The 26942-nt window shown below is 56.9% G+C and carries 19 protein-coding genes; 17 read left to right on the top strand and 2 right to left on the bottom strand.

What is annotated here, in order from left to right; translation table 11 throughout:
- Positions 1-2: 2 nt before the first annotated feature.
- The 7 genes from DL346_RS15440 (at position 3) to DL346_RS15410 (ending at position 6064) form a co-directional block, all read left to right on the top strand.
- On the top strand, positions 3-332 hold the full coding sequence (locus DL346_RS15440; RefSeq protein ID WP_112882948.1) for a cupin domain-containing protein: 330 nt from the start codon (positions 3-5) through the stop codon (positions 330-332).
- Positions 329-1348 (top strand): Gfo/Idh/MocA family protein, encoded by a 1020-nt coding sequence (locus tag DL346_RS15435; RefSeq protein ID WP_112882947.1) that lies wholly within the window; start codon positions 329-331, stop codon positions 1346-1348. The genes DL346_RS15440 and DL346_RS15435 overlap by 4 nt, the downstream gene beginning before the upstream one ends.
- Positions 1349-1484: 136 nt before the next feature.
- On the top strand, positions 1485-2462 hold the full coding sequence (prmA, locus tag DL346_RS15430; RefSeq protein WP_112882946.1) for a 50S ribosomal protein L11 methyltransferase: 978 nt from the start codon (positions 1485-1487) through the stop codon (positions 2460-2462).
- 40 nt (positions 2463-2502) lie between these two features.
- Positions 2503-3210, top strand: a complete 708-nt coding sequence (locus DL346_RS15425; RefSeq protein ID WP_240633183.1) for a site-2 protease family protein — start codon at positions 2503-2505, stop codon at positions 3208-3210.
- 87 nt (positions 3211-3297) lie between these two features.
- Positions 3298-4113: an RsmE family RNA methyltransferase gene (locus tag DL346_RS15420; RefSeq protein WP_338066309.1), complete on the top strand. Its 816-nt coding sequence runs from the start codon at positions 3298-3300 to the stop codon at positions 4111-4113.
- Positions 4114-4118: 5 nt separating this feature from the next.
- Positions 4119-5510, top strand: a complete 1392-nt coding sequence (gene mtaB, locus DL346_RS15415; RefSeq protein WP_112882945.1) for a tRNA (N(6)-L-threonylcarbamoyladenosine(37)-C(2))-methylthiotransferase MtaB — start codon at positions 4119-4121, stop codon at positions 5508-5510.
- Between the two features lie 119 nt (positions 5511-5629).
- Positions 5630-6064, top strand: a complete 435-nt coding sequence (locus DL346_RS15410) for an NUDIX hydrolase (RefSeq protein ID WP_112882944.1) — start codon at positions 5630-5632, stop codon at positions 6062-6064.
- A gap of 7 nt (positions 6065-6071) precedes the next feature.
- Here DL346_RS15410 and DL346_RS15405 read toward each other — a convergent pair whose 3' ends face one another.
- Entirely contained in the window at positions 6072-7055 is a 984-nt protein-coding gene (locus tag DL346_RS15405) for a Na/Pi cotransporter family protein (protein WP_112882943.1), read from the bottom strand.
- 103 nt (positions 7056-7158) lie between these two features.
- On the opposite strand from DL346_RS15405, the gene DL346_RS15400 reads away from it, so the two are divergent.
- The 8 genes from DL346_RS15400 (at position 7159) to DL346_RS15365 (ending at position 17897) form a co-directional block, all read left to right on the top strand.
- Positions 7159-8568: a class I SAM-dependent rRNA methyltransferase gene (locus DL346_RS15400; RefSeq protein ID WP_112882942.1), complete on the top strand. Its 1410-nt coding sequence runs from the start codon at positions 7159-7161 to the stop codon at positions 8566-8568.
- 469 nt (positions 8569-9037) lie between these two features.
- On the top strand, positions 9038-10798 hold the full coding sequence (locus tag DL346_RS15395) for a sensor histidine kinase (RefSeq protein WP_112882941.1): 1761 nt from the start codon (positions 9038-9040) through the stop codon (positions 10796-10798).
- A gap of 1 nt (position 10799) precedes the next feature.
- The gene (locus DL346_RS15390) at positions 10800-12425 is read left to right on the top strand and encodes a response regulator transcription factor (RefSeq protein ID WP_112882940.1); all 1626 of its coding nucleotides are present in this window, start codon (positions 10800-10802) and stop codon (positions 12423-12425) included.
- A 159-nt stretch (positions 12426-12584) separates the two neighbouring features.
- On the top strand, positions 12585-13529 hold the full coding sequence (locus tag DL346_RS15385; RefSeq protein ID WP_240633182.1) for an ABC transporter permease: 945 nt from the start codon (positions 12585-12587) through the stop codon (positions 13527-13529).
- Between the two features lie 22 nt (positions 13530-13551).
- Positions 13552-14445 carry a carbohydrate ABC transporter permease gene (locus DL346_RS15380; RefSeq protein ID WP_112883155.1) on the top strand — a complete coding sequence of 298 codons (894 nt, stop codon included), beginning with the start codon at positions 13552-13554 and terminating at the stop codon, positions 14443-14445.
- Positions 14446-14508: 63 nt separating this feature from the next.
- Complete coding sequence (locus DL346_RS15375; RefSeq protein ID WP_112882939.1) at positions 14509-16053, top strand: ABC transporter substrate-binding protein; 1545 nt, start codon at positions 14509-14511, stop codon at positions 16051-16053.
- A 22-nt stretch (positions 16054-16075) separates the two neighbouring features.
- A complete protein-coding gene (locus tag DL346_RS15370; protein ID WP_112882938.1) occupies positions 16076-17179 on the top strand; it encodes a Gfo/Idh/MocA family protein in 1104 nt (367 codons plus the stop codon).
- 1 nt (position 17180) lies between these two features.
- The gene (locus tag DL346_RS15365) at positions 17181-17897 is read left to right on the top strand and encodes a ThuA domain-containing protein (RefSeq protein ID WP_112882937.1); all 717 of its coding nucleotides are present in this window, start codon (positions 17181-17183) and stop codon (positions 17895-17897) included.
- A 43-nt stretch (positions 17898-17940) separates the two neighbouring features.
- On the opposite strand, the gene DL346_RS15360 is transcribed toward DL346_RS15365, so the two are convergent.
- Positions 17941-18897 carry an iron-hydroxamate ABC transporter substrate-binding protein gene (locus DL346_RS15360; protein WP_112882936.1) on the bottom strand — a complete coding sequence of 319 codons (957 nt, stop codon included), beginning with the start codon at positions 18895-18897 and terminating at the stop codon, positions 17941-17943.
- A 221-nt stretch (positions 18898-19118) separates the two neighbouring features.
- Between DL346_RS15360 and addB the strand changes: the two genes are divergently transcribed.
- The gene (gene addB, locus DL346_RS15355; protein ID WP_112882935.1) at positions 19119-22664 is read left to right on the top strand and encodes a helicase-exonuclease AddAB subunit AddB; all 3546 of its coding nucleotides are present in this window, start codon (positions 19119-19121) and stop codon (positions 22662-22664) included.
- A complete protein-coding gene (locus tag DL346_RS15350; protein WP_112882934.1) occupies positions 22661-26920 on the top strand; it encodes a UvrD-helicase domain-containing protein in 4260 nt (1419 codons plus the stop codon). The genes addB and DL346_RS15350 overlap by 4 nt, the downstream gene beginning before the upstream one ends.
- The last annotated feature ends 22 nt before the right edge of the window (positions 26921-26942 follow it).

Raw genomic sequence — 26942 nt, 5'->3', positions numbered from 1 at the left:
AGGTGCCTGTCAATTATTACAATAGCACGCAAGTTTACCCCGAATGGAGCGAGCTCAGCCATTACGGCATTAACCACCTGAAGGTCGGCGATATCGTAAAACTGCACTATCATGACGCCAACGAATATTGGATCATTATAAGCGGCAGTGGCACATGTACGACGGAAGGCGACACGTATGAGATCGGCCCTGGCGACATGGTGCTGACGAAGCGGGGCGACGAGCATTCCCTGGTCGTGACGGAGGAGATGGTTGCCGTTTATATTTACGGAATTATGCCGGAAGGCGGACGGGTCGGTTATTTATTCAAAGGGGTTGACGACGTAAAATGACATTGAAATTGATTCAAGTCGGGCTCGGCATGCACGGTTTCGGGGTTGCTCTTCATTTCGTGAAGGCCTCCGAGGATTTCCGCTATGCGGGCGTTGCGGAGATCAACCCGGATCGGCTCAAGAATTGCGCGGCGGAACTCGGAGTTCCGGAAGAGAATTGCTTCACCGATTACAAGGAAGCGTTTGCGGCGCTTGAGGCGGATGCCGTCTTCGTCACGGCGGCTTCCCCTTACCATTATGAGATCTGCAAAGCGGCCTTGGAGCAAGGCTTGCATGTGCTCGTCGAGAAGCCGTTCGTGCTCGATATCGGCGAAGCCTGCGAGCTTGTCGGGCTGGCGAAGCAAAAAGGGCTTATTCTGATGGTCAGCCAAAATTACCGGTACCAGAACCATGTGCTCTCGCTCAAAAACGCCATCGGCGAAGTCGGCCAGCCGCTCTTCGTGCAGGCGCAATTTTTCTACGATCATTTCGGCAAAGACTATCAGCAGGTGATGGACAATTTCATGCTGCTTGAAATGGCTGTTCACCATGTGGATATGATTCGCTATTTGTTTGAATCCAACATCAAGTCCGTGTCCGGCAAGACGTGGAACATCGAAGGCAGCATGTACAAAGGCCATCCGAACGTACAAGCCAGCATGGAGCTGGATAACGGCATGCCGGTTTTCTACCTGGGCAGCCTCGTTTCGAAAGGGTTATCCTCCCCATGGGAAGGCGAATGGCGCATTCAGTGCCAGGAAGGCTCGATCCATCTGGGCGATCTCGGCCAAGGCTACGGCGTTTACATCGTCGACGCGCAGCAAAATAAACGGTTCATCTCCTACGAAAACGGGCCGCTGCCGGATTCGAAGCAAGGGATCCACAGCGTGCTGGCCGAGTTTGCGGCACGTATTCAGGACGGCGGCGAGCCTGCTTTGTCCGGCCGGGATAACCTTCATACGCTGGCCGCGCTCATCGCTTTCTCAGACTCTGCTAAAACCGGGTCCGTTTCGTATCCGGCAACCTATATCAAGTAAACGATACAAGTCTCTGCGGCTGCTTCGGCCGCAGGGGCTTGTTTTTTTGTATGCGGCGGCCTTCTAGTGTAGAATAGACAAGATAGGTTTAAAATGACAATTAGAACATCTAACGCGATCAGGGGGATCTTTACAAGTGAAATGGCATGAGCTGACAATCTCGACGACGGAAGAAGCGATCGAGATGATTTCGAACTTCTTGCATGAAATGGATGCCGATGGCGTATCCATTGAAGAATCGGGCACGCTGAACAAACAGCGGGACACCTCGCTAGGGCAATGGTATGAGCACCCGCTTAACGATATTCCGGAAGGCGAAGCGGTCATTAAAGGTTACTTCTCCGAGGTCGATACGGACATTGACGCGCTGATGGCGGAGCTGCCGGAGAAGATCGATCAGCTGCGCGAATTCGATATCGATCCGGGAGATTATAAGATTACAAGAGCGATTGTCGACGAAGAAGACTGGGCAACCGCGTGGAAGCAATATTTCAAGCCGATTCGCGTCTCGGAGCGGCTCACCATCAAGCCGACATGGGAAGAATACTCGCCATTGCCGGAAGAGCGGATCATCGAGCTTGATCCGGGCATGGCGTTCGGGACGGGCACGCATCCGACGACGGCGCTTTGCCTGCGCACGCTGGAGACCGTCATCACGGGCGATGAAGAAGTGATCGATGTAGGGACCGGCTCCGGTATTTTGGCGATCGGCGCTATACTGCTGGGCGCGCGCCGCGTGCTTGCGCTGGACCTGGACCCGATCGCGGTCAGCTCCGCGATAGAGAATACGAAGCTGAACAAGCTGGAGGACAAGATTCAGGTCCATCTCAGCGACCTGCTTGGCGTACTGAATACCGGCGGCGAATCGGCAGTGCAGCTGAACGTCACGGTTCCGGTTGATGTCGTCGTTGCGAACATCCTCGCGGAGATCATTTTGCTGTTCATTGACGATGTATACGCGGCGCTCAAGCCAGGCGGCACGTACATCGCTTCGGGTATTTTCAAGAACAAGGAGGAAGCCGTCGAGGCCGGCCTCGCGCAAGCCGGATTTACGATTATCGATCGCCAGCGCGATCAGGATTGGATTGCTTTCGTAGCGAAAAAACCGGAGTAAGCATGAAACTTCGTAAAAACGTTTAGGGGGAGAACAACCGGTGCAGGACTTTTTGTGGTATCCGCTGAAGGATTTGCCTTTTATCTTTCTCGTCTTGATGATCGCATTCACGCTGCACGAGTTCGCCCATGCCTACAGCGCCTATAAGTTCGGCGACCGCACGGCCTACGATGCCGGCCGGGTGACGCTGAACCCTCGCGCCCATCTCGATGTGATGGGGACGATTCTTCTTCTTGTCGCGGGCTTTGGCTGGGCCAGGCCTGTCCCGGTCAACCGGGGACGCTTCAAGCATCCCCGGTTGATGGGCATTGTCGTATCGGCGGTGGGGCCGCTCAGCAATTTGCTGACTGCGGTCGTTGGCATTTTATTGGTCTATCTTGTAAATGAGAGCGGCTACTTGAATTCGGCTTCGCATGGCGTTCAACAAGCGATCGGGCATTTTTCCTATTATTTGATTACGATTAACGTACTGCTGTTTTTGTTTAACCTTATTCCGGTTCCGCCGCTGGACGGCTATAGAATCATTCAAGATTTGGTGCCACTGAAAGTGCGGATCAAAATGGACCAGCACGCGCAGTGGGGGATATTCCTTTTCCTTTTGATCGTCTTTATTCCTGCACTCCGCCGCGAGACGCTGGATCCGCTCTTCTCGGTTTGGATCGACATTTTCCTGTTCTGCCGGGATACGTTCGAGCAGGTATTCTCGCCGGTTGACTGGCCCACGCTGTGGACTGATTTCCTGATGTAATCCGCTCAAGTTCGCCGTCTCTGGAAAATGTTTAACCACCTAGCGGAGCGGGAGCAAAACGTGTATGATGTAGGTTGGAGTTTTGACATGGGCCCATCGATTGCGGTCTGTGATTTGACTGGAAAGGTTCTGCCAACGATGCAACGATATTTTGTCACGCCGGAGCAGATAACGGACAATCGCGTTGTGCTCACAGGCGACGATGCCCATCATGTATCTCGCGTGATGCGGATGGAAGCCGGCGACGCCATCATTGTCAGCGACGGCCGCGCTCGGGTCGCGCAAGCGACGATCCGTTCCTTGTCACCGGGCAAGGTTGAGGCGGAGGTGGCCGAATGGCTGCCGTTTAGCGGGGAGCCGGTTTGGACCGTGACCGTCGCGCAAAGCTTGCCGAAGGGCGATAAAATGGAAATCGTCATTCAGAAGGGAACGGAAATCGGCGCCGCAAGCTTTCTGCCGTTTCAATCCCAGCGGATGATCGTTCAATATGATGAGAAGAAAGAAGCCAAGCGGCTTGACCGTTGGGGCAAGATTGCGAAGGAAGCTGCCGAGCAGGCGCACCGCAGCCGCATTCCGGCGATTGAGCCGGTGGCGTCCTGGCGGGAGCTGGCCGCTCGCATTCCTGACTACGACTTGGCGCTGTTTTGTTATGAGAAGGAAGGCGGCGGGCACGGATTGCGCGATGCGATTGCTGCCCGCGCTGAAGGCTGGGGAGACGAGGAGCGGACTATCCTGCTCATCGTCGGACCCGAAGGAGGCTTCACGGAACGTGAAGCCGAGGAAGCAGAAGAGGCTGGCGCCGTCATTGTCGGCCTAGGCAAGCGAATCTTACGCACGGAAACCGCTGCGATGGTTGGACTCGCCTGCCTCATGTATGAATCCGGAGAAATGGGAGGCGTTTAACAACTATGCCATCGGTTGCTTTTTACACACTAGGCTGCAAAGTTAACTTCTACGATACGGAAGCGATCTGGCAGCTGTTCAAGAACGAAGGCTATGAGCAGGTCGACTTCGAAACGACTACAGCTGATGTTTATTTGATCAATACGTGCACCGTCACGAATACGGGGGACAAGAAGAGCCGGCAAATTATCCGCCGTGCGATTCGCCGCAACCCGGACGCGGTCATCGCGGTTACGGGCTGCTACGCCCAAACCTCGCCTGCGGAAATTCTCGCGATCGAGGGCGTCGATCTTGTCATCGGAACACAGGACCGGGACAAGCTGATGTCGTATATTGCCGATTTGCAGCGGGAGCGCAAGCCGGTCAACGCGGTCCGCAACATTATGAAGACGCGCGAGTTTGAAGAGCTCGACGTGCCGGATTTTGCGGAGCGCACGCGCGCGTTTCTGAAAATCCAGGAAGGCTGCAACAACTTCTGCACCTTCTGCATCATCCCGTGGTCGCGCGGTCTGTCCCGCAGCCGCGATCCGCAAAGCGTCATCAACCAAGCCCGCCAGCTGGTCGAAGCCGGTTACAAAGAAATTGTGCTTACAGGCATTCATACAGGCGGTTATGGTGATGATATGGAGAACTACCGTTTATCGGATCTGCTTTGGGATCTTGATGCGATCGAAGGACTCGAGCGGATTCGGATCAGCTCCATTGAAGCGAGCCAGATCGATGAGGCGATGATCGACGTGCTGAACCGTTCCAGCAAAATGTGCCGCCACCTTCATATTCCGCTGCAGGCGGGCGACAATGACGTGCTGAAGCGGATGCGCCGCAAATACACGGTGGAGCAATTCGCCGAGAAAATCAAGCTGCTTCACGAAGCGATGCCTGGCGTCGCGATCACGACGGACGTCATCGTCGGCTTCCCTGGCGAGACGGATGAGATGTTCGAGAACGGATTTGCGTTCATGGAGCAAATGGGCTTTGCAGAGATGCATGTATTCCCGTACTCCAAGCGGACGGGAACGCCTGCCGCGCGGATGGAGAATCAGATCGACGAAGAAGTGAAAAACGAGCGCGTCCATAAGCTCATCGACCTGTCCGAGCGGATGCAGCTCGAATACGGGAAGAAATATGTCGGTGAAGTGCTTGATGTCATCCCTGAGCGAGAGCATAAAGGTTCGGAAGGCTCAGGCCGCATCATGGGCTATTCCGACAACTACATTCAAATTGTCTTCGAAGGCTCGGAATCGCTCATCGGCGAGCTGTGCCGAGTGAAAATTACCGAAGCCGGCGTTAACGAATGCTACGGTCAGCTGGTGCGGGTCATCGACAGCCATACCGCGTCCGCCGTACGCCCGGAAACGGCCATTCGCGCAGCAGAGCCGCAAGCGATGCAGGCGTAAGCGTCAACGACAAAGCTGCGAGGATTCTTAAGCGGCCCGGATAGGGCGCGACAAGAATCCTTGCTGTACATAGGAGCGTAACCGTATAAGTGCCAAAAAGCGCGAAGGGGGTACTCAAGATGAAGGAAATTTCAGCGGGCGGAGTCGTATTCCGTAAGGTGAACGGTGAGCTGCAGGTGCAGCTGATCCAGGACCGTTACGGCAAAATATCGCTCCCGAAAGGCAAAATGGAGCCGGGCGAAACCATTGAGCAAACAGCCCTTCGCGAAATCGTCGAAGAGACCGGGATGGAAGGCGTCATCGTATCGCCGATCGACCAGATCAAGTACAAATACAACCATGAGTCCAAAGGGCTTGTCGATAAGGAAGTCCACTATTACTTAGTGGAGGCTGTAGGCGGCAAGCTGCAGGCGCAGGTGGAGGAGATCCGCGGCGTGGAATGGTTCGAGCCGATGGAAGCATGGCGCAGGCAGAGGCAGTCCGGATACAACAACAATGACCGGATTCTTGCCGGAGCGCTGCGCCTGCTTGGACTTAACGTGAACGGTAGCTAGCGGAAGCTTAAGCCGAGGTAAGTTTTCGAAGCCGCGGAAGATAGCAGATCGGCAGTGCGATCAAGGAGCAGAGGATGTTGAAAATCGTCTGGGCATGGGCAATTTGTCCTGACGGCGAAGGAGTCAGCGATGCCGTGATCGCACCGAGCTCGCCTGCAAGCGGCGCGAATAGAACGGCTCCTCCGACGTTGAGCAGCACATGCGACAAAGCGACGAAGCGGCCGGACGGCGTCCCTCCGATCGCGGCTAATACGGCGGTTACGCATGTCCCGACATTGGCGCCGAGTACGATAGCGACGCCGACTTCAAGAGGCATCGCGCCGGATTCCGCAAGCCCCATGACGATGCCTATGACGGCGGCGCTGCTGTGAACGGCGGCCGTCAGCACGGTTCCTGCTGCAAGCCCCCAGAGGACGCTGTCCTCCGCGCGGCTCATGAAGCTTCGGAAGAAGTCCGTCGCCTGTACGGCGGGCGCGACGGACTGCATGAGGGCGATGCCGATCAGCAGCAAGGCGAAGCCGCCGATCACTACGCTCGCATTGCGCAGCGGGAACAAGAACCGGCTCAGCCAGCGTCCTGCACGGCTGCCGCCGCCAAGCCCGATCTCGCCGAACAGCGCGGTCAGCAGCCAAGCGGCGAGCGATAGCTTCAACAGCGGCCAGCCGAGGCTGCCCAAATTGAGTCCGATCAGTTCGGTCGTGAGGCAGGTTCCGATGTTCGTGCCAAGAATAATGCCTAGCGTGCGCGGAAAGGTGAGCACGCCGGCGTTGACCAGTCCAATCGCGATAACGGTAACGGCTGTGCTGCTCTGCAGTACAGCCGTTGTTGCTGTACCGACCAGCAAGCCGTGCAGCGGGGTCGCGGTCGATTTGCGCAGCACGTCCTGGAGCCGATGGCCGACGGAGCGGTGCATCGCCAGCTCCATCGCCCTCATGCCGAGCATGAAGACGATAAATCCGCCAAGCATGCGGAACAAAATGAAAGTCAGCATGGTGGAACGCTCCTTTAACTAAGAATAACGATACATATGCAGCAGGCGGGACGAGCATGACAAGTACGGCCTTGCAAAGCTGCCGAAAGGATGAAGAGCAACGATGGAACGCGCGAAGGCGATTTTGCAGCGTGACCGCAAGAAACGATTGGAGGCCGGACACCCCTGGGTATTTGCCGGCGAAATAAACCGTGTGGAAGGAGAGGCGGCGCCCGGCGACTTGGTGGACCTTGTCACGCATCAAGGACGCTACTTGGCGACGGGCTACTGGAACCCGAGCTCGCAAATTACGGTTCGCGCCATTTCCTATCATCCGATCGAGGCGATGGACGAAGCGTTCTTCCGGGAACGGTTCCTGCAGTGCGCGCAGCATCGGAGCCGTTTCGTGCAGGGCCATGACTGCCGTCTTGTCTATGGCGAGGCGGATTTCTTGCCGGGGCTGATCGTGGACCGGTTCGGCGGCGTCCTTGTCGTGCAGCTGCTGACGTTGGGCATGGATATCCGCCGCGATGCGATCGTCGCCGCGCTTGTCGACGTCTTTGCTCCGCAGGGCATATATGAGCGCAGCGACGTTTCGGTCCGGGAGCTGGAAGGAACCGAGCAGCGGACAGGCGTCCTTTATGGAGAGTGCCCGCGCATCGTCGAAATAACGGAGAATGGCCTGCACATGGAAGTGGACATCGTAGAAGGCCAGAAAACCGGCTATTTCTTCGACCAACGCGAGAATCGCGCTTCCATCGCGCCGCTGATGCTTGGCTGGGGTGCCCGCAGCGGCATTCAATTGAAGACCGCCGGTTCCGTTCCCGTTAACGGCACGGTTCAATCCGACGATACCGGCACGTTGGCCTCGCTCAATGAAGAGAAGCTAGTGCCGGTGAACTCGAACGGCAAAGTGGTCACGTTTCCGTATTGGGACGGAGCAACGGTGCTGGAATGCTTCGCCCATACGGGAAGCTTCACGCTGCACGCCTGCAAATACGGCGCGAAGAAAGTGACCTGTCTGGACGTATCCGAGCATGCCATCGAAACGGCGCGGCGCAACGTCATCCGCAACGGGTTCGAGGACCGGGTCGAATTCGTCGTGGATGATGCGTTCGATTATCTCCGCCGCCAAGTGAAGGGAATCGAAGAGCGAATGAACCGCGCCTCCGCGAAGGTCGACACATCGAAGAAGATGGACGAGGCCGGCCGCAAATGGGACGTCGTCATTCTTGACCCGCCTGCGTTCACGAAGTCAAGAACCGCGATCGAAGGCGCGGTGCGGGGCTATAAGGACATCAACCTCCACGGGATGAAGCTGGTCAACGAAGGCGGTTACCTCGTCACGGCAAGCTGCTCCTACCATATGCGGCCAGAGCTGTTCCTGGAGACGATCCAGGCGGCCGCAATCGACGCGGGCAAGACGCTCCGGCTGATCGAATGGCGGGCGGCAGGCAAGGATCACCCGCAGATCGTCGGCGTAAACGAAGGGCATTACTTGAAGTTCGGCATCTTTGAAGTGCGTAGCCGCTAGCCGGGGCAGAGAAAGCGAAAAGTCTCTGATGCAGTGTGTTCCTTCAGATTGCAGAGAATCCCGCCATCGTTTAATTGGCGTGCTCTAGCATGAGAGATCGCCCGAAAATTCTAACGGATGCTCCAGTTCTTTTTTAAATAAAAATAGCCTTTCTTAAAATCTAACGGTCGCCAGAGGCGTTATTTGGCCCAAATCGGAAGAATACGCTGCCCCAATCGCCAATTAGCGTGTCTGAGAACCGTTAGCATTTCAAAAGGGCCATTTTGAAGCTATATAACGTGCGTGGCAACCGTTAGCGTATGTTTGGCGGCATGAGGCAATTGCGTCAAACTCCTTTTTCGACAGCCTGACGCCCCCGATGCAGGGGCGTTTTTGCTATGTCTTGTAACCGTTTGGCTGTATAGCCGCCTTCATGTAAAATGGAGGCATTATAACAAACTACTACCGGAAAGCGGCGTGATGGACGGCTATGCGGGCATCCCTTCGAACGAAGCTTATCATCGGATTTTTGTCGGTTACTGTGCCGCTGTTCGCATTGCTGCTCTACAACAACTTTTATGCCATGGATGTCGTGCGGGAGGAAGTCGGCCAATCGAATAAAAATCTGTTGTCGATGTACCGGAACGAGATCGACCGCACGCTTGTCGATGCGGAAACCTACTTGTACAATTTCGTCGTGCTGAACGAAAACCTGCCGCGCTACGGCAAATCAGAGCCTGGCAGCGCCGATTACTTCTTCGCGAAGGTGCGCGTGCAAAACAAAATGACGCAGGATCTGGTCAACTATCCGAATGTCAATCTGATTTACGCGTATGGCCGAGCGGAGAATGAGCTGCTGAGCACGGCCTTTCGCGGAGGAGATGAAGCTAAACTCGAGTCAGTGACGCAGGTGCTAAAGAGCTACATTGCTAGCCATTCGGATAAGGAGCTGCGAGAGAAGACGTGGAGAATCATTCGCCAGGGCGGCGAGCTCGCCATCGTGAGGCTCGTACCCACGGAATACGGCCAAGTCGTCGGCGCTTGGACCGAGCTCGATAAGCTGATGGTGCCGCTCAGCTATGTATCTCTCGGCAAGCAGGGACAGGCGCTATTTATCGCAAGCGACGGTACGCCGCTTACGAAGGCTGGCATTCAGGAGACAGACTCTCCTGGCGGGAAGCTTCCGTTACCCGCTGAGAACGAGCGCTACATAAGGCTGCGCGCAAGCGGTCAGAACGATTACCTGCTCGTGGCGACGGCGTCCCGGTATGCCCCGCTGCACTTGGCTGTGCTCGTACCGGAGAGTACGCTTCTGCAGCAGCTGCCTTATTTTCAAAGGCTGTTCTACATCATCCCGCTAATCGGCTTGGCTGTGCTTGCCGTTTACTTGCTGCTGCTCCAGCGTACGCTGCTGAAGCCGATGTACGAGCTGATCAAAGGGATGCGCCAAATCAAGCGCGGCGATCTTGAGACGAGGCTGATGGCGGGGGGCTCAAAGGAATTCATCATCATCAACGATACGTTCAACGATATGGCGTCGCAGGTTCATGACTTGAAGATCGATGTGTACGAAGAGCATATCCGGACGCAGAAGGCGGAGCTGAAGCATTTGCAGGTACAGATCAATCCGCATTTCCTGCTGAATGCCATCAATATCGTCTATAATTTGGCGGAGCTGAACAAGACCGACCTCATCAAGAAGATGGCGACCCATATCTCAAAATATTTCCGCTTCGTCACGAGAACGAATCTGAGCAGCGTGAGCGTCAACACTGAGTTCGAGCATTTGCAAAGTTACCTGGAAATTCAGCAGCTCCGCTTTCCGCAATATCTGCGCTACGAGCTGACGATCGCGCCGGGGCTGGAACGGGAAACGCTGCCGCCTCTGATCGTGCAGCCGTTCGTCGAGAATGCTATCGTGCACGGCTTTGAGATGGGGCCGGAGTTTTTCATGATTAAAGTAGCCGCAAAGCCGGCAGCTGCCGAGGATGCTCCGTACTATGAAATCGCCATTGCCGATAACGGCGTCGGCATTGCCGAAGATCAGCTGCAGGAGCTGCAGCGCGAGGATATCCACGCGGATTTCGAAGACGGCCATCTCGGCATCTGGAACGTGCGGCATCGGCTGAAGCTGCAGTACGGCGGGGCTGCCGAGCTGCTGTTCGAGCGGGGTCAACCGAAGGGCACGGTCGTCACGCTTCGCCTGCCCTATTCATCGCCGCCCATGAAGCCGGAGAAAGGAGGGGGCTAATATGTACAATCTGCTTCTGGTAGATGACGAATGGTTTGCGATCGAAGGTTTAAAGAGCGGCGTCGATTGGGACAAACTGGGGTTCGGAGCCATCTATGAAGCTCATAACGCGGAGCAAGCGAAGCAAATTCTTCGGCAGACGCCGATCGATGTCATGGTATGCGATATTGAAATGCCGGGAGGCAGCGGTATTAGTCTGATGGAGTGGGTCAAGGAGCAGCAGCTAGAGATGGAAACGATCTTCCTGACTTGCCACGCCGACTTTAAATATGCGCAGCGGGCCGTTCATTTAGGGAGCTTCGATTATTTGCTCAAGCCGGTCGATTACCGCGAACTGCAGGACACAGCGCATAGCGCGCTGGACAAGGTGGCTGCCGCGCAGGACGCGAAGAAGCGGAGCGAAGCCTACGAGCAGGTATACGCCAAGTGGGAGAAGAGCAAGGACTTGCTGTATGAACGGTTCTGGCAGGACTTGTTCTGGCAGCGGCTCATTCCGACCCGGGACAACATCGAACGCGCGCTCTCTGCCAGCCTGATGCCCCTTTCGGCGGATACGCGCGTGCTGCCGATTCTGATCGGCGTCGAGCAGTGGGGCAAGGCGCTGAACACGAGGGACGAGGAGATGATGGAGTTCGCGCTCCGCAATACAGCGGACGAGCTGCTGCTCGCCGGCATGCCCGGGCAGGTGCTGCAGGATGGCAGCGGCGTCCAATTCGCGCTGTTCTTCGATGATCCAAGCGGCGGCGAAGCGGGCAAGGGCAGGCTGCATTATGATGAAATCAAGAAGCGCTGCACGCGGTATATCGAAGCCTGCGCGACTTATTTGTACTGCACATTATCCTGCTACATCGGCGATTGGGTGCCTTTGAATGAAGTGTCTAGGCTGTATAACGCTCTAATTCAGATGGAACACCATAATGTCACGCGCTCGCAAGCTGTGCTGTTCTTCAAGGAGCAGCCGGCGGAGGCGCGCGAGACGAGCCTGCCCGCTCTATTCCAATGGTCGGAGCTGTTAGAGCATGCGAAGCGGGACGAACTGCTCGCTTTATCCGATGAAGTATTCGCGAACCTGCGCAGCGATGCGAACGTCACGAGCGAAACGCTGCGCGCCTTCTATCATGCGCTGCTGCAAACCGTATACTATGTGCTGCATAAGAGGGGCATTTCGGTCGGGACGGTGTTTCCGGACGGCTCCATGCTGGACGAAGCGAGCGCGATCAGGTCGCTCCATTCGCTGCAGGAGCGCACGCAGCGCATGATCGATACCGTTACGATGCATTTGTCGCTGCTAGATACGGAATCTTCGGTCGTCGATAAGGTGAAGCGCTATATTATTGACCGGCTGTTTGATGATCTTTCCCGTGAGGAATTAGCCGCGTTCGCCCATATTAACTCCGCGTACTTGTCACGGCTGTTCAAGAAAGAAGCCGGCGTCAGCTTGACCGACTACATCGTCGAGGAGCGGATGAAGAAAGCGAAGGAGATGCTGCTGTACACCGAGGAGTCGGTAAGCAATATCGCGAAGGCATTTCATTATACGAACTTCTCTCACTTCTCCAAGCTGTTCCGTAAGTACTACGGGATGAACCCGCAAGAATACCGGAGACAGTTTGCCAAGGAAAATTAGAACGAGCCATACATGCTAAAGCCCGTCTGGAGCAACCTCCGGACGGGCTTTTATTATTTGTCATAATCGGTATCGAGGATGTCACCATACGAGTAGGTCGAAATGCAGAAGCGGACTAGAATAAAGCTATATTCACAACGAAGTTTGGAGAGATGAAGGATGCGAACGGTGCCCAGCGCTGCGAAGAGAGGCTCACTATGGAAGGCTATCGTCAAGTACCGGGTCTTGATCATCATGACGATTCCGGGACTGCTTTATTTTCTGATCAACAACTACCTGCCGATGTTCGGGGTCATCATTGCTTTCAAGGATCTTAGCTATACGAAAGGAATATTGGGCAGCGAATGGGTCGGGTTCAAAAACTTCGAGTTTCTGTTCAAAACGGAGAACGCGTTCATCATCACCCGCAATACGGTTCTCTATAATGCGGTGTTTATCGTCATTAACGTCGTAATGGCCGTAACGGTCGCGATTCTTCTGAACGCTATCCGGCGCAAGCTTGTGTCGCGATTTTATCAAAGCATTATTTTGCTGCCCTACCTGTTGTCCGCCGTTATCATCGGCTATCTCGTATTCAGCTTCCTCAGCGTTGAATTCGGATTCGTCAATAAGCTGATCCTGGAGCCGCTCGGAATCGATGCGATTTCATGGTATAGCGAGCCGAAGTATTGGCCGTATATCCTCGTCATCGTCAACGCTTGGAAGAGCATCGGCTATTTCAGCATCGTCTATCTCGCGGCGATCGTCGGCATCGATTCGGAATATTACGAGGCCGCGGTACTGGACGGGGCAAGCAAATGGCAGCAAGTGCGTTCCATTACGGTTCCGCTCATCATGCCGGTCATCATGACGCTGACGCTGCTGCAGGTCGGCCGGATTTTCAATGCGGACTTCGGCTTGTTCTTCCAGGTTCCGATGAACTCCGGCGCACTGATGTCGACAACGGATGTCATCGATACGTACGTGTACAGAGCTTTGCTCCAAATGGGCGACATCGGCATGGCTTCCGCCGCAGGGCTATACCAGTCGGTACTCGGCTTCCTGCTCGTGTTCGGCGTGAACGCCATCGTGCGCAAGGTCAACAACGAGCATGCACTATTTTAACGGAGCAAAGGGGAAAATGAACATGAACGTAATTTCAAGGGGACGGAGCATGCAGTGGATGATACACCTGCTGTTTCTGGTTTATATCGCCGCTACGGTCTTCCCTCTTCTGCTGGTTTTTATGGTTTCGATTACGGAGGAAAAGTCGCTGCTCATTCACGGCTATTCGATTCTTCCGCATCAGATTGATTTCAGCGCGTACCGGTTCCTGTTCCAGGATTCGCACACGATTCTGCGAGCGTACGGGGTCACGATTCTCGTGACGGCAGCGGGTACGATAAGCTCGCTGCTCATGACGGCGTTGTTCGCCTATCCGCTGTCCAGACGCGATTTTCCGTTCCGGACCGGCATGACTTTCTATGTATTCTTCACCATGCTGTTCAATGGCGGCTTGGTGCCGTGGTATCTCGTGTATACCAAATATTTGAGCATCGACAACACGCTGCTGGCGCTGATCATCCCGAATTTGCTCATGAGCGGCTTCAATATTCTCATCATGCGCACTTTCTTTATGAATACGATTCCGCCGTCGATCATCGAGTCTGCTTCCATAGACGGAGCCGGGGAGCTTCGGATCTTCTGGCAAATCATCCTGCGTTTGTCGCTGCCCGTTCTGTCCACCATCGGCCTATTCAGTACGCTGGCTTATTGGAACGACTGGTACAACAGCTTGATCTTCATCAGCGATGCGCAAAATTTCAGCATCCAGTACTTGTTGAACAAGACGCTGCTGGACATTCAAGTGCTGCTGAGTCAGGCGGGCAATTCCGGGCAGTCGCAGCTGCTGGCGAACGCGCCGACCGAAACGATCCGGATGGCGATGGCCATCATCGGGATCGGGCCGATTATTTTGGCTTATCCGTTCTTCCAGAAGTACATTGTGCAAGGCTTAACGGTAGGCGCGGTGAAAGGCTAAGTCCGGAACGATCCGTTCCGGTTTAGTATAAAGAAACTAAGAGATCATCGGGAGGGTATTCAAATGGGCAAAAGGCATCATCTCGTTCTTCCTCTTCTGCTCGCATGTTCGCTTGTCGCAGCAGGCTGCGGCAGCAACGGAGGGAACAACAACGCGAATTCCGCGGATGCTGGCAACAGCGCAAACGCAAACAAGAGCACGAACGCATCCGGAGACTCGAAGCTGGACCCTTACAATATCGTGATGGTATTTCCAGGGCCGGAGCCGAAGGATCAGAAGCTTGTTCTGGACGAAGTCAACAAAATTTTAACGAAAAAAATAAACGCAACGCTTGAGATCAAATCGATCGACTGGAGCGCTTGGGGCGACAAGACGAATCTGATGTTCGCCTCCGACGAGCCGTTCGACCTGATGTTCACCGCAGGGTGGTTCGGTTTCACGCAGCAGGTGGCCAAGGGGCAATTCATCCCATTGGACGATTTGGTTAACCAATACGGCCAGGATTTCTTGAAAACGATCGATCCGGCGATTGTCGATGCGGCTCGCGTAGGCGGCAAACTGTACGGCATGGTTGCGAACAAAGAGTTTGCGGCGGATAAAGGCCTGATCCTTCGAAAGGACCTCGTCGAAAAATATAAATTCGACCTGTCCCAAGTGAAAGAGCTTGCCGACATGGAACCGCTCTTCAAGACGATTAAAGAAAACGAACCGGGCGTGACTCCGTTCATTACGACGGGCGGCGCCTCTCCATCGGCGATGATTCTCGATTACGGCTACTACGATATGCTTGGCGAAGGTCCGGGCGAGCTGGTTCGCTCCGGAACCGAACTGAAGGTCATTAATAAAATCGAAGATCCAAAATACATGGAATACGCGAAGCTGATGCGCAAATGGTACGAGGCCGGCTATATCAATAAAGACGCAGCAACGCTGCAGGATATCGGCAAGGCGCTCGGCGCCGGCAAAGCTTTCGCGCAAACGGGCTCGTTTAAGCCGGGCTCTAATCTGGATAATTCCCGCAATCAAGGCACAGAGCTCGTTGAAGTTCAGTTAGCAACGCCGTTTACAAGCACGACGGACGCGACAAGCGCCGTGCTGGCCATTTCCAGAACGTCGAAGGATCCGGCGCGCGCCATGCAATTCGTCAACCTGCTCTACACGGACAAAGACATAATGAACCTGCTGATCAACGGCATCGAGGGCAAGCATTATGTGAAGAAGTCCGACAACGTGATCGATTTCCCGGAAGGCGTCGATGCCGGCAGCTCCGGTTACCCGCCGACCCGGAATTGGATGCTCGGCAACCTGCCGCTCGTGCATCTCTGGGCCAGCGAAGACCCGCAGAAATGGGAAGCTTACGCGGCATACAACAAAGGCGCGGAGAAGTCCCGCGCGCTAGGTTTTGCTTTCAATGCGGAGCCCGTCAAAACCGAAATAGCGGCGACAAGCAACGTGGAGAAGGAATTCAAGAACGTCATCGTGACCGGCTCCGTCGATCCGGAGAAATACATTTCGGAATTCATCGAGAAGATGAAGGCGGCCGGCATGGACAAAATCATTGCGGAGAAGCAGAAGCAGCTGGATGAATGGGCGAAAGCCAATCAATAAGATTTGAGGGATGGGGAGCAACATGAAAGAGATCAGGATCGGCATTATCGGAATGGGCGGCATGGCGAACGTGCACATGGAGCATTTGGCCAAAATCGAGGGCGTCAGCGTAGCGGCAATATGCGATGCGAACGAGGAGGCCGTCGAACGGGCAGGCGATAAGCTCGGCATTTCGGCGGGGAAGCGTTACACCAACTTTGAAGCGATCATTGCGGACCGCGACGTGGATGCCGTCTTGTCCATTACGCCGAATATCGTTCATCATGCGATCGTCAAATGCTGTTTGCGGCACGGGAAGCCGTTTATGACCGAGAAGCCGTTCACCCGGACATATGAAGAAGCGTTCGATCTATACCAGCTATATGAGCAAAATCGGATCCCGTCGATGGTCGGCTTTTCTTACAGGTACGTGCCTTCCTTCCGCTATGCACGCGATTTGATCCGCGCGGGCAAGCTTGGCACGGTCCGCCATATCTTCGTTCAGTATTTGCAGTCCTGGGGCGTAGCGATGGTCGGCACGCCGATGAACTGGCGCTATCAAAGCGCAATGACCGGAACGGGCGCGCTCGGCGATCTCGGCTCGCACATGGTTGACGCAGCCCGGTTTATTGTCGGCGAAATTTCGGAAGTGTCGGCACAGATGAAGACGTTTATCGTTAACCGTCCCAATCCGGCAACGGGGAAGGAAGGCACCGTCGACGTGGATGATTTTACGGGCTTCCTGGCATCGCTGGAATGCGGCGCGGCCGGCGTATTCCAAACGTCGCGCAACGCTTATGGCTCCGGCAACCAGCTGGAAGTGACCGTATATGGCGACCTCGGCACGATCTCGGTCAGCTGCGAGCGGGGCCAGGAGCTGACCTGGATTCAGCCGCAGGCTGACGCAGGGGATCCGGCGATCAGCGTGAACGGCGTTCATAAAGTGCCCGAGCAGTATCACATCACGCAAATGCAGGATTTCGTCGATATGATCCGCGGCCATGTCCGCGAGGAGCTGCCGTCCCTTCCGGACGGCTACCGCAACCAGGAAGTATTGGAAGCGATCCATCAAGCCGCGCTGCAGAAAAGAACCGTCGCGCCTGCCGACGTTCGCGAGCAAGCATTGGCAGCAGGAGGTATAAGCTAGCATGTCGCAAGTTACAATATGGAATGAGTTTCGGCATGAGCGGACGAACCCTGCCGCGCAATCCCTTTATCCGCAAGGGATTCATCAAGCGATCGCCGAAGGATTGCAGCCGTACGGCTTGAACGCGAAGACGGCGACGCTGGATGAAGCCGAGCACGGACTGACGGAAGAGGTGCTTCGGAACACCGATGTGCTGATCTGGTGGGGACACATGGCGCATGACGAGGTACGCGACGAGATCGTGGAACGGGTGCATGCCCGCGTGCTGGAAGGCATGGGACTGATCGTGCTTCACTCGGGTCACTATTCGAAAATATTCAAGAAGCTTATGGGCACCAGCTGCGCGCTTAAGTGGCGCGAGGCCGACGAAAAGGAGCGCTTATGGGTCGTGAACCCCGCCCACCCGATCGCGGAGGGCATCGGCGAGTATATCGAGCTCGAGCAGGAGGAAATGTACGGCGAGCACTTCGAAATTCCCGCGCCCGATGAACTTGTATTCGTCAGCTGGTTCCAGGGCGGAGAAGTGTTCCGCAGCGGCTGTACCTATATGCGCGGGCAAGGAAAGGTGTTTTACTTTCGTCCGGGGCACGAGACGTACCCGACCTATCATAACGGGGATGTGCTTCGCGTCATCGCGAATGCGGCAAAATGGGCGGCAGGCGGACGCGGCGCCGCGCCTAGGTACGGCCACGTGCCGGTACCGCTTGAGCACATATAGAATGGAAAGAGCGCAGGCCGATAACGGTCTGCGCTTTTTTATCTTATTTGCTGCCGAGGAATCCTTCTTTGAAAATGTTCAGCAAGTAATCAAGCGTCGTCGGATCGCTGTACGTGGAGGCTTCCGTATCGATCTCGATGACATGGTTGTTCTTGACGGCCGGGATGCTGTTCCAGGTATCGGTGGACATAAAGGAATTGTCTCCCGCCGAGCTTCTGCTCAGGACGAGGTAATCGCCGGCATAGTCTTTCAGCACCTCATTAGAGAGCGTGTAGTAGCCGGGTCCGAGCGCGTCCGCTTTTACCTTTTCCGGCATTTGAAGACCCATCGCCTGGTAGAGCACTTCGGTGCCGCGAGCCCAGTTGTTGCCGAAGACGTAGAAGCTCTTCGAATCGGTTTCGAAGACGGATACCGTAGCGTTTTCGCCGATTTTGGCCTTTATTTCTTTGCCTGCCTCAGCAGCGCGCTGTTTGAAATCGTCGATCCAAGCTTGAGCGTCCTTCTCCTTGTTCAGCAATTTGCCGATTTCCAGCTGCTGCGCCAGATAGTCCAGCTTGCCCCACGTATAGACGACGGTAGGCGCGATTTCGCCCAGCTTATCGAGATTCTTCATATGCGAGCCGGCAACGATTAGATCCGGCTTCAGCTCCAAAATTTCCTCCAAATCATTCTCGGATACGACCGGGATTCCATTCAGTTTCTCTTTGAACAGAGGGTTTTTGTTCGTCCATTCATCTACGCCGACAAGCGTTCCGCCGAGGGAAAGGATGTTGGGCGCATTCGTAAGCGCCACGATCCGCATCGGATCGGACGGTACTTCTACAGGGCCGGATTCGGCTTGATAGGTGACCGTGCCGGAACTCGTTTCTTCGGCAGCGGCAGGCGCATTGGCGTTCTGCGAGGAGGCGGCTTGGTTCGATGCGGGATCCTTGCTGCCGCAGGCTGCAGTCAGCACGACGAGCAGGATGAGGATGAGCGGGATAACCAATTTGTTCTTCATGAATCGATTCTCCTTATGCGCGAGTGCGCAGGTATTAATTGATAACGATTATCAATATCATCTAGACAACTATAAAATGAGACCCAAGGATTGTCAACCCAAAGTCTCAGTTGAACAATTTACCTTCGCGATAAACGAACAAATGTTTGTATTTTAGGATGAAAAGATAGAGGACCGTATGATAGAATAGGAGAATCGAATATACGAGAAGAGGTGGGCGCATGGCGCTCCGTTTTGTAATCGGGCGGTCGGGGTCGGGCAAAACCCATTATTGTTTGGAACGAATAAGAAGCAACGTGCTAGCGCAGCCGGATGGACCGCCGATCGTTATTTTGGTGCCGGAGCAGGCTACCTTTCAGACGGAGTACGCGCTATTGAACCACGAGGAGCTGAGCGGCTCCATTCGGGCGCAGGCGCTCAGCTTCCGGCGGCTGTCCTTTCGGATCATGCAGGAGACGGGCGGAACGGCGCTCGTCCCGATCAGCGAGAACGGCAAAAACATGCTGCTGTACAAAATCGTACATAGGCTGGAGGAGAAACTGCAGCTGTTCAAGGGCAGTGAATCCCAGCACGGATTCATCGAACGCCTTGGCGAGCTGATGACGGAATGGAAGCGGTACGGGATCGGGACGGAAGAGCTCGCCGCGTTCGCGGAGAGCCGGCTGCCGAAGCAGGTGAGCTCCTTGCTCGGCCGAAAGCTTCATGATCTGCAGCTGATTGCGGCAGGACTCGGGCAGGAGCTGGCTGGGCTCTACGTCGATGCCGAGGATTATTTGAGCTGGCTCGTGAAGGGGTTCCACCAAGCGCCGTCGATGGCAGATTCAGAGATTTGGGTCGACGGGTTCCATGGATTTACGCCGACGGAATTCGAAGCGCTTGGCGAGCTGATGAAGCACGCCAAATCGATGACGGTGACGTTGTGTCTCGATAAGCTTTACGGGGCCGGCGAACAGCCGCATGAGCTCGATCTATTCCGTCCGACGGCGGAAACGTTCATGAAACTGCGCGATATGGCGGCGGAGAACGGCGTGGAAATCGAAGAGCCGGTGCTGCTTGGCGGCACGCCGTACCGGTTCCGGCACAATCCGATGCTGGCGCATGTAGAGCGCTATTATGGCGGGCGCAAGCCGCTTAGCCTATCGGAGCGGGAGCTTGCGCAAGGAGGCGTTTCGCTCCATGCGGCGGCGAACCGCCGCGCGGAGGTGGAGGCGGTCGCGCGCGACGTTACCCGCCGGGTACGGGACGAGGGGATGCGCTACCGGGATTTGGCGGTCATGGTGCGCAATGCGCCGGACTATAACGATTACATCAAAGCCGTATTCGCCGATTACGGCATTCCTTACTTTCTCGATCAGAAGAACGGCGCGCTGCATCACCCGTTCGTCGAGTTTATCCGCTCGGCGATCGAGATCGCAACGCACGGCTGGCGCTACGAAGCGGTGTTCCGCTGCATCAAGTCGGAGCTGCTCATTCCGGAGGACGGCAGTTTAACGCGGGAAACGTTCGACTTGCTCGAAAATTACGCGCTGGCGACCGGCATGAACGGCAATCGCTGGACGACGCTCAGCCAATGGAAGCCGCTCACGCGGGATACGCTGGAGGGCGATCCCGCGCAGGCGGGGGCGAACGAGCTGCGGGAATTCGAAGCGATCATGGCGGCGCGGGAAGCGGTCGTGCCGGTGCTGCGCAAATTCGGCCGCGAGCTGAAGAAAGCGTCCAGCGTCAGAGGGATGTGCGAGGCGCTCTACAAGCTTCTCGTCGCGATCGATGCGCCGGACCGGCTGGAACGTTGGAGCCGCAAAGCGATTGCGGACGGCAATCCGCTTCGGGCCAGAGAGCACCGGCAGCTATGGGACGGCGTCATGGATTTGCTCGATCAGCTGACCGAGATGACCGGCAGCGAAGCGATGCCGCTTGAGCTGTTCGCCGGCATGGTGGAAACGGGTCTGGAAAGCTTAAAGCTCGCATCCGTGCCGCCGTCGCTGGATCAGGTGCTGATCGGGAGCATGGACCGCACGCGCTCCGGCCAAGTCGCCGTATGCTACTTGCTTGGCGCAAACGACGGCGTCATGCCGCAGCGCATGCAGGAGGACGGCGTGCTGACGGAGCAGGAGCGGGAAACGCTGGAATACGGCGGCCTCGTCATGGCGCCCGGCGTGCGGCGCAAGCTGCTCGACGAGCGGTTTATGATTTACAATGCGCTTACGACGCCAAGCGGCCACTTGTGGGTTAGCTGGCCGCTTTCGGACGAGGAAGGGAAAAGCCTGCTTCCATCGGAAATTATTCGCCATATGAAGGGGCTGTTCCCGGGCCTCCAAGAGGAAACCGTCGCCGTGGAACCGGTTCCTGTCATGCCCGAAGCCGAGCAGCAATCGTTTATGGCGCATCCGGAACGGACGTTGTCCTATCTGATTACGCAGCTGCGGATATGGAAGCATGGCGGCAGCATTGCGCCGCTCTGGTGGGAAGCGTATAACTGGTTCGCCGTCCGCCCTGAGTGGCAGGACAAGCTGCAGCGGCTCGTTGCGTCGTTGCAATATACCAATGAGGAAGTCACGCTGTCCCCGGAAACCGCGGAGCTGCTCTACGGCAAGCTGCTGCGGGGCAGCGTGTCGCGGATGGAGCGGTTCGTCTCGTGTCCGTTTCAGCATTTCGCGATTCACGGGCTGCGCCTTCGGGAGCGGGAGCTGTACAAGCTTGCCGCGCCGGATATCGGACAGCTGTTCCATGCCGCGCTCAACAAGCTGACCGAAACGCTCGGCGACAGCTGGGGCTCGCTCACGACGGAGCAGCTGCGCGAGGCGTCGGCCGGCATTGTGAACGAGCTGGCGATGAGGCTGCAATCGCAAATTTTGTTCAGCAGCAACCGCCATCAATACGTAGCGCGCAAGCTGCGCGATATTATAAGCCAAGCCGCGGTCATTCTCGGGGAGCACGCGCGGCGCGCGCAATTCAAGCCGGTAGGGCTCGAAATCGGCTTCGGGCCGCAAGGTCCGCTGCCGCCGGTGACGATTCCGCTTACCGGAGGCAAGACGCTGGAGATGGTCGGCCGGATCGACCGCGTAGACGCGGCTCAGACGACGGACGGTCTGCTGCTGCGCGTCATCGACTACAAGTCAAGCGCGAAGCAGCTTCGCCTGGAGGAAGTCGCCTACGGCATGGCGCTGCAGATGCTGACGTACCTCGATGTGCTGCTTACGCATGCGCCGGAATGGCTGGGCCAGCCGGCCCGTGCGGCGGGCGCGCTGTATTTCCACGTGCATAATCCGATGCTTACGGCCTCGAACGGCTTGCCGCCGGCGAAGGCGCGCACCGAAATCCTGAAGCGGTTCAAGCTCAAAGGACTTGTGCTTGCGGACGAGGATACGGTCCGGATGATGGACAATGCGCTGTCGACGGGCTATTCCGAGCTGCTGCCGCTCGCGCTCAAGCGGGACGGCGGCTTCTACAGCAGCTCTTCCGTCGTGTCGGATGAGCAGTGGGGGACGCTGCGCCGATCGGTGAGGGGAACGCTCCGCAGGATCGGCGACCGGATCGCCGGCGGCGACGTGTCCATACGGCCATATAGGCTTGGAAATAAGACGCCGTGCCAAATTTGCTCGTACAAGCCGGTATGCCACTTCGACCCGCTTGTCGAGGGCAACTGCTATACGAAGCTGAATAAGCCGGGCAAGGACGAGGTATGGGAGCTGCTCGCGAGCGGCGACGAAGAAGATGTCAACAACGCGGGCATGCAAGCGGATGCCGGGAAGGAGCAAGAGCAATGACGACAGCTGTAACGCCGATTCCGCCGAAGCCGGCTGGAAGCACTTGGACGGAAGACCAGTGGCGGGCGATCGTTACCGGCGGAAGCAATATTTTGGTGGCCGCCGCTGCAGGGTCAGGCAAAACAGCCGTACTGGTGGAGCGGATCATCCGCAAAATATCAGCGGATACCGATGTCGACCGTCTGCTTGTCGCGACCTTCACGAAGGCGGCAGCGGCAGAGATGAAGGAGCGGATCCGCATCGCGCTGGAGAAGGAGCTCGACCGGAATCCGGGCTCCGATCATTTGCGGCGCCAGCTGGCCTTGATGGGACGCGCATCCATTACGACGCTGCACTCTTTCTGCCTGGACGTAATACGGCGCTATTATTCCCTCATCGGCCTCGATCCGGGCTTTCGCATCGCGAATGAGACGGAAGCGGAGCTGCTCCGAATCGATGTTCTCGATGGCCTGTTCGAAGAGCGATACGGCGAACCGGAAACGGAAAAGGGCCAGGCTTTCCTGCAGCTAGTCGATAAATTCGGCGGCGAGCGCGGCGATGAGCCGGTTTATGCGCTAGTCATGAAGCTCTATCATTTCTCGCAAAGCCATCCATGGCCGAAGTTTTGGCTGCAGGAGACGGCTGCCGCTTTCCGCGTCGGGAATGCCGAGGAACTCGGGCAAACCGAGTGGGTGACGAGCTTATCGGATGCCGTTTCGCTGTCTCTGCAAGGCGCCGTAAGCCTGCTGGAACAGGCTGAGGCTTTGACGTATCTTCCGGGCGGACCCGACGCTTACGGGGAAACGTTCCGCGAAGATTTGGCGCTTGTCCGTTCCCTTCTTCATCGCGTAGCCGGCCAGCCGTGGATGACGTGGCAGGAGGCTTTCGCAGGCGCAAGCTTCGGTAAGCTGAAGCCCCAGCGCGGCGATGCATGCGACAAAGCGCTGCAGGAGCAGGCCAAGGATCTCCGCGATCGCGCCAAGACGATTATCGCCGATTTGACGGACGAGCTGTTTACGCGCACGCCGGAGGAGTTTGCCGCCGAGCTAGACGAAATGGCTCCGCTCATGGAGACGCTGGCCGGTCTTGCCGACGAGTTCGGCAGCCGTTTCGAAGCGGCGAAGCTGGAGAAGGGACTTATCGACTTCGGCGACATGGAGCATTATTGCCTGCGCATTTTGCGGGATGCCTCTTCGGCGCCTTCTTCGATGGCGCCGTCGCCGGCGGCGCTCGAATACCAGCAGCAGTTTCAGGAAGTGCTGCTTGATGAATACCAGGATACGAACATGGTTCAGGAAGCGATCGTCTCGCTCATCTCGCGGCCCGGCAAAGGAAACCGCTTCATGGTCGGCGACGTGAAACAGAGCATTTACCGGTTCCGTCTGGCGGAGCCGGGCTTGTTTCTTAGCAAATATAAAAGCTACCGCATGGCCGGCGAACTGGAGCAGGAAGCGCTTCGGAGCGGCGCGGATCAGCTGGAACTGACTATTGGGGACGAGCCGACGGCATCTCCGGAAACGGTACCGGCCATCCAAGGCGAAGCCGAGTATGGCGTTAGAATCGATTTGGCGCGAAATTTCCGCAGCCGACAGGAAGTTGTGGACGGCGTGAACAACGTTTTTCGCGCCATCATGCGGGAGAAAGCGGCGGAAATGGATTACGACGAGCGCGCCGAGCTTGTTTGCGGCGCGTCTTATCCGCCTGCCGCCGAAGGCGGACCTGCGGAACGGTATGCGGTGGAGCTTGCCATTCTCGACAAAGGGAAAGGCGATGCTGCCGAGCATGAATCGGATTCGGCGGATGAAGGCGATGCGGAAGGCGACGGCATGACTGCAGCCGAGGCCGCGGAGGATTTGCAGACCGTTCAGCTGGAGGCGCGCTATATCGCGAGTCAAATCGTGAAGTTGAAAGGCTTGCGGCCGGATGATCCGGCCGCGGAGCCGTTTCAGGTGTATGACGGGAAAAAGGGTCGCAAGCGCCCGCTTGCCTGGCGGGACATCGTGATTTTGCTGCGGGCGGACAAGCAGTGGGCTCCTGCCATCATCGAGGAGCTTCAACAGCACGGCATTCCCGCTTACGCGGAGCTGAGCAGCGGCTATTTCGAGGCGACCGAGGTGGAAACGATGCTGTCGCTGCTTCGCGTCATCGACAATCCGTATCAGGATATTCCGCTGGCCGGCGCGCTCCGTTCGCCGCTTGCCGGATTGACCGGCGAAGAGCTGGCGCTGATCCGGATCGCGGCGGGCCGAGCGTCGTATTTCGAAGCGGTCCGCAACGCGGCGGATGATCCGAACATGCCGGAAGACACGAAGCGGAAGCTGCAAAGCTTTCTGGCATCGCTCGAGGCATGGCGCGTGGAAGCGCGGCAAGGATCGCTGGCCGATTTGCTGTGGCGGATTTACCGGGAAACGGGCTATTACGATTTGGCAGGCGGAATGACAGGCGGCCTTCAGCGGCAAGCCAACTTGCGCGCGCTTCATGACCGGGCCCGCCAATATGAGGCGACTACGCTGCGGGGCTTGTTCCGCTTCCTCCGGTTTATCGACCGGATGCGGGAGAGCGGAGGCGACCTGGGCACGGCCCGCGCGCTCGGGGAGCAGGAGGACGTCGTCCGGATCATGTCGATCCATAAGAGCAAAGGGCTGGAGTTTCCGGTCGTATTCGCGGCCGGACTAGGCAAGCAGTTCAACAAACGCGACCTCAGCAGTCCGTTTCTGATGCATAAGCAGCTTGGCTTCGGCCCCCGCTATGTTGATTCGGAGCTGAGAGTCAGCTACCCGACGCTGCCGCAGCTCGCCATCAAGCACCGGCTTGCTATGGAGACGTTGGCAGAGGAAATGCGGATTCTGTATGTCGCGCTGACGAGGCCGAAGGAGAAAATGTTCCTCGTCGGAACGGTCGGAGACGCAGCTAAGCAGCTGCAGCGCTGGCAATCCGCGCTCGATGCGGACGGCGGGCTTGCGGATTTCCGCATCGCGGGCGCATCCCGATTCCTCGACTGGCTTGGGCCGCTGGCAATGGGAGCGGGCATTTCCGCGGTTATCGTGGATGATGCCGCAATCGAGGAAGGCCAGACCGCTGACGTTGTTGGGAATCCAGCAGGAAGCGTGCCTATCGAGCAAGCAGAGGAAATCGCGGAAGGAGCATTCGAGGCGGAAGGCGCTGTCGGTAAGACCGCCGGGAAGGTCGTCTCGTTCCGGGACTGGCGCACGGCGGTCGTTCCGGCTGCGCAGCTCGGCTTGGAAGCTGCCGCGGCGACGGCCGAGGACACCGGTGCGGCCGAAGCCTTCGCCTTGCGCATGCAAGCCGTGCAAGAACTTGTACCGCTGCCGGAATCGCCGGAAGCGGCAGACGAGATTGACAGGCGGCTAAGCTGGCGCTATCCATACGCCGCAGCTACGATGACCGCGGCCAAAACATCCGTGACCGAAATGAAACGGCTCCATGCCGAAGCGGGCATGGACGAAGCGGCGCTGCTGCTGCCGGAGCTTGCAGGCGAGGATGGCTTGGCTGGGTTGGATTCGGATAAGGAGGCTGGGGATTCGGAGCCGGTCATCGACTTTGCGGCAATAGACGCCGGACCGGAAGCTTACGGACAAGTCGAGTTTCTTTTCGACGGGGATTCGGTCAGTTTGGCGGAGGAAGCGCAGCCCCAGCCTGAAACCTTTGTTATGGACAAGTCCGCGCGTTCCGGGGACGGAGAGTACACGTTCAGGCTGCGGCGTCCGAAATTTATGGAGGAAAAGGCGCTGACGGCAGCGGAACGGGGGATGGTGAGCCATCTCGTGATGCAGCATGTCCCTTTGAACGGGGAGGTATCCGAGAAGGCGGTCCGGGAGACGGTCGCCAGCCTTCAGGAGCGCAGGATGCTGTCCGCGCAGCAGGCGGCCGCGGTGGATGTTGCGGGCTCCGCGGCATTTTTCCAAAGCGAGGTCGGCCTTCGGCTGCTCCGCGCGCAATGGGTGCGAAGAGAAACGCCGTTTAGCTGCACGTTCCCAGCCTCCCGCGTCTATCCGGACGCTTCGGAGCATCTGAGCGACGAGCCGATTCTGATTCAAGGGGTCATCGATTGTTTATTTCAGGATAAGGAAGGCCGGCTCATCCTGCTGGATTACAAAACGGACCGGATTACGCTGAGCCGGTGGGAGGACGCGGCGGAACGCCACCGTTTCCAGCTGACGCTCTATGCGGAAGCGATCCGTTCCATCATCGGACGGGCGATCGACGAGTGCTATGTGTTCTTCTTTGACGGGGGACAAGCGGTTAAATTGTTTTGATAGAGAAGGGATGGGGAAATAG

This window comes from Paenibacillus montanisoli (assembly GCF_003268025.1).
Classification (GTDB): domain Bacteria; phylum Bacillota; class Bacilli; order Paenibacillales; family Paenibacillaceae; genus Paenibacillus_Z; species Paenibacillus_Z montanisoli.
Note: the sequence above shows the minus strand (reverse complement) of the source record. Positions and strands in the feature narration are given on the sequence as shown.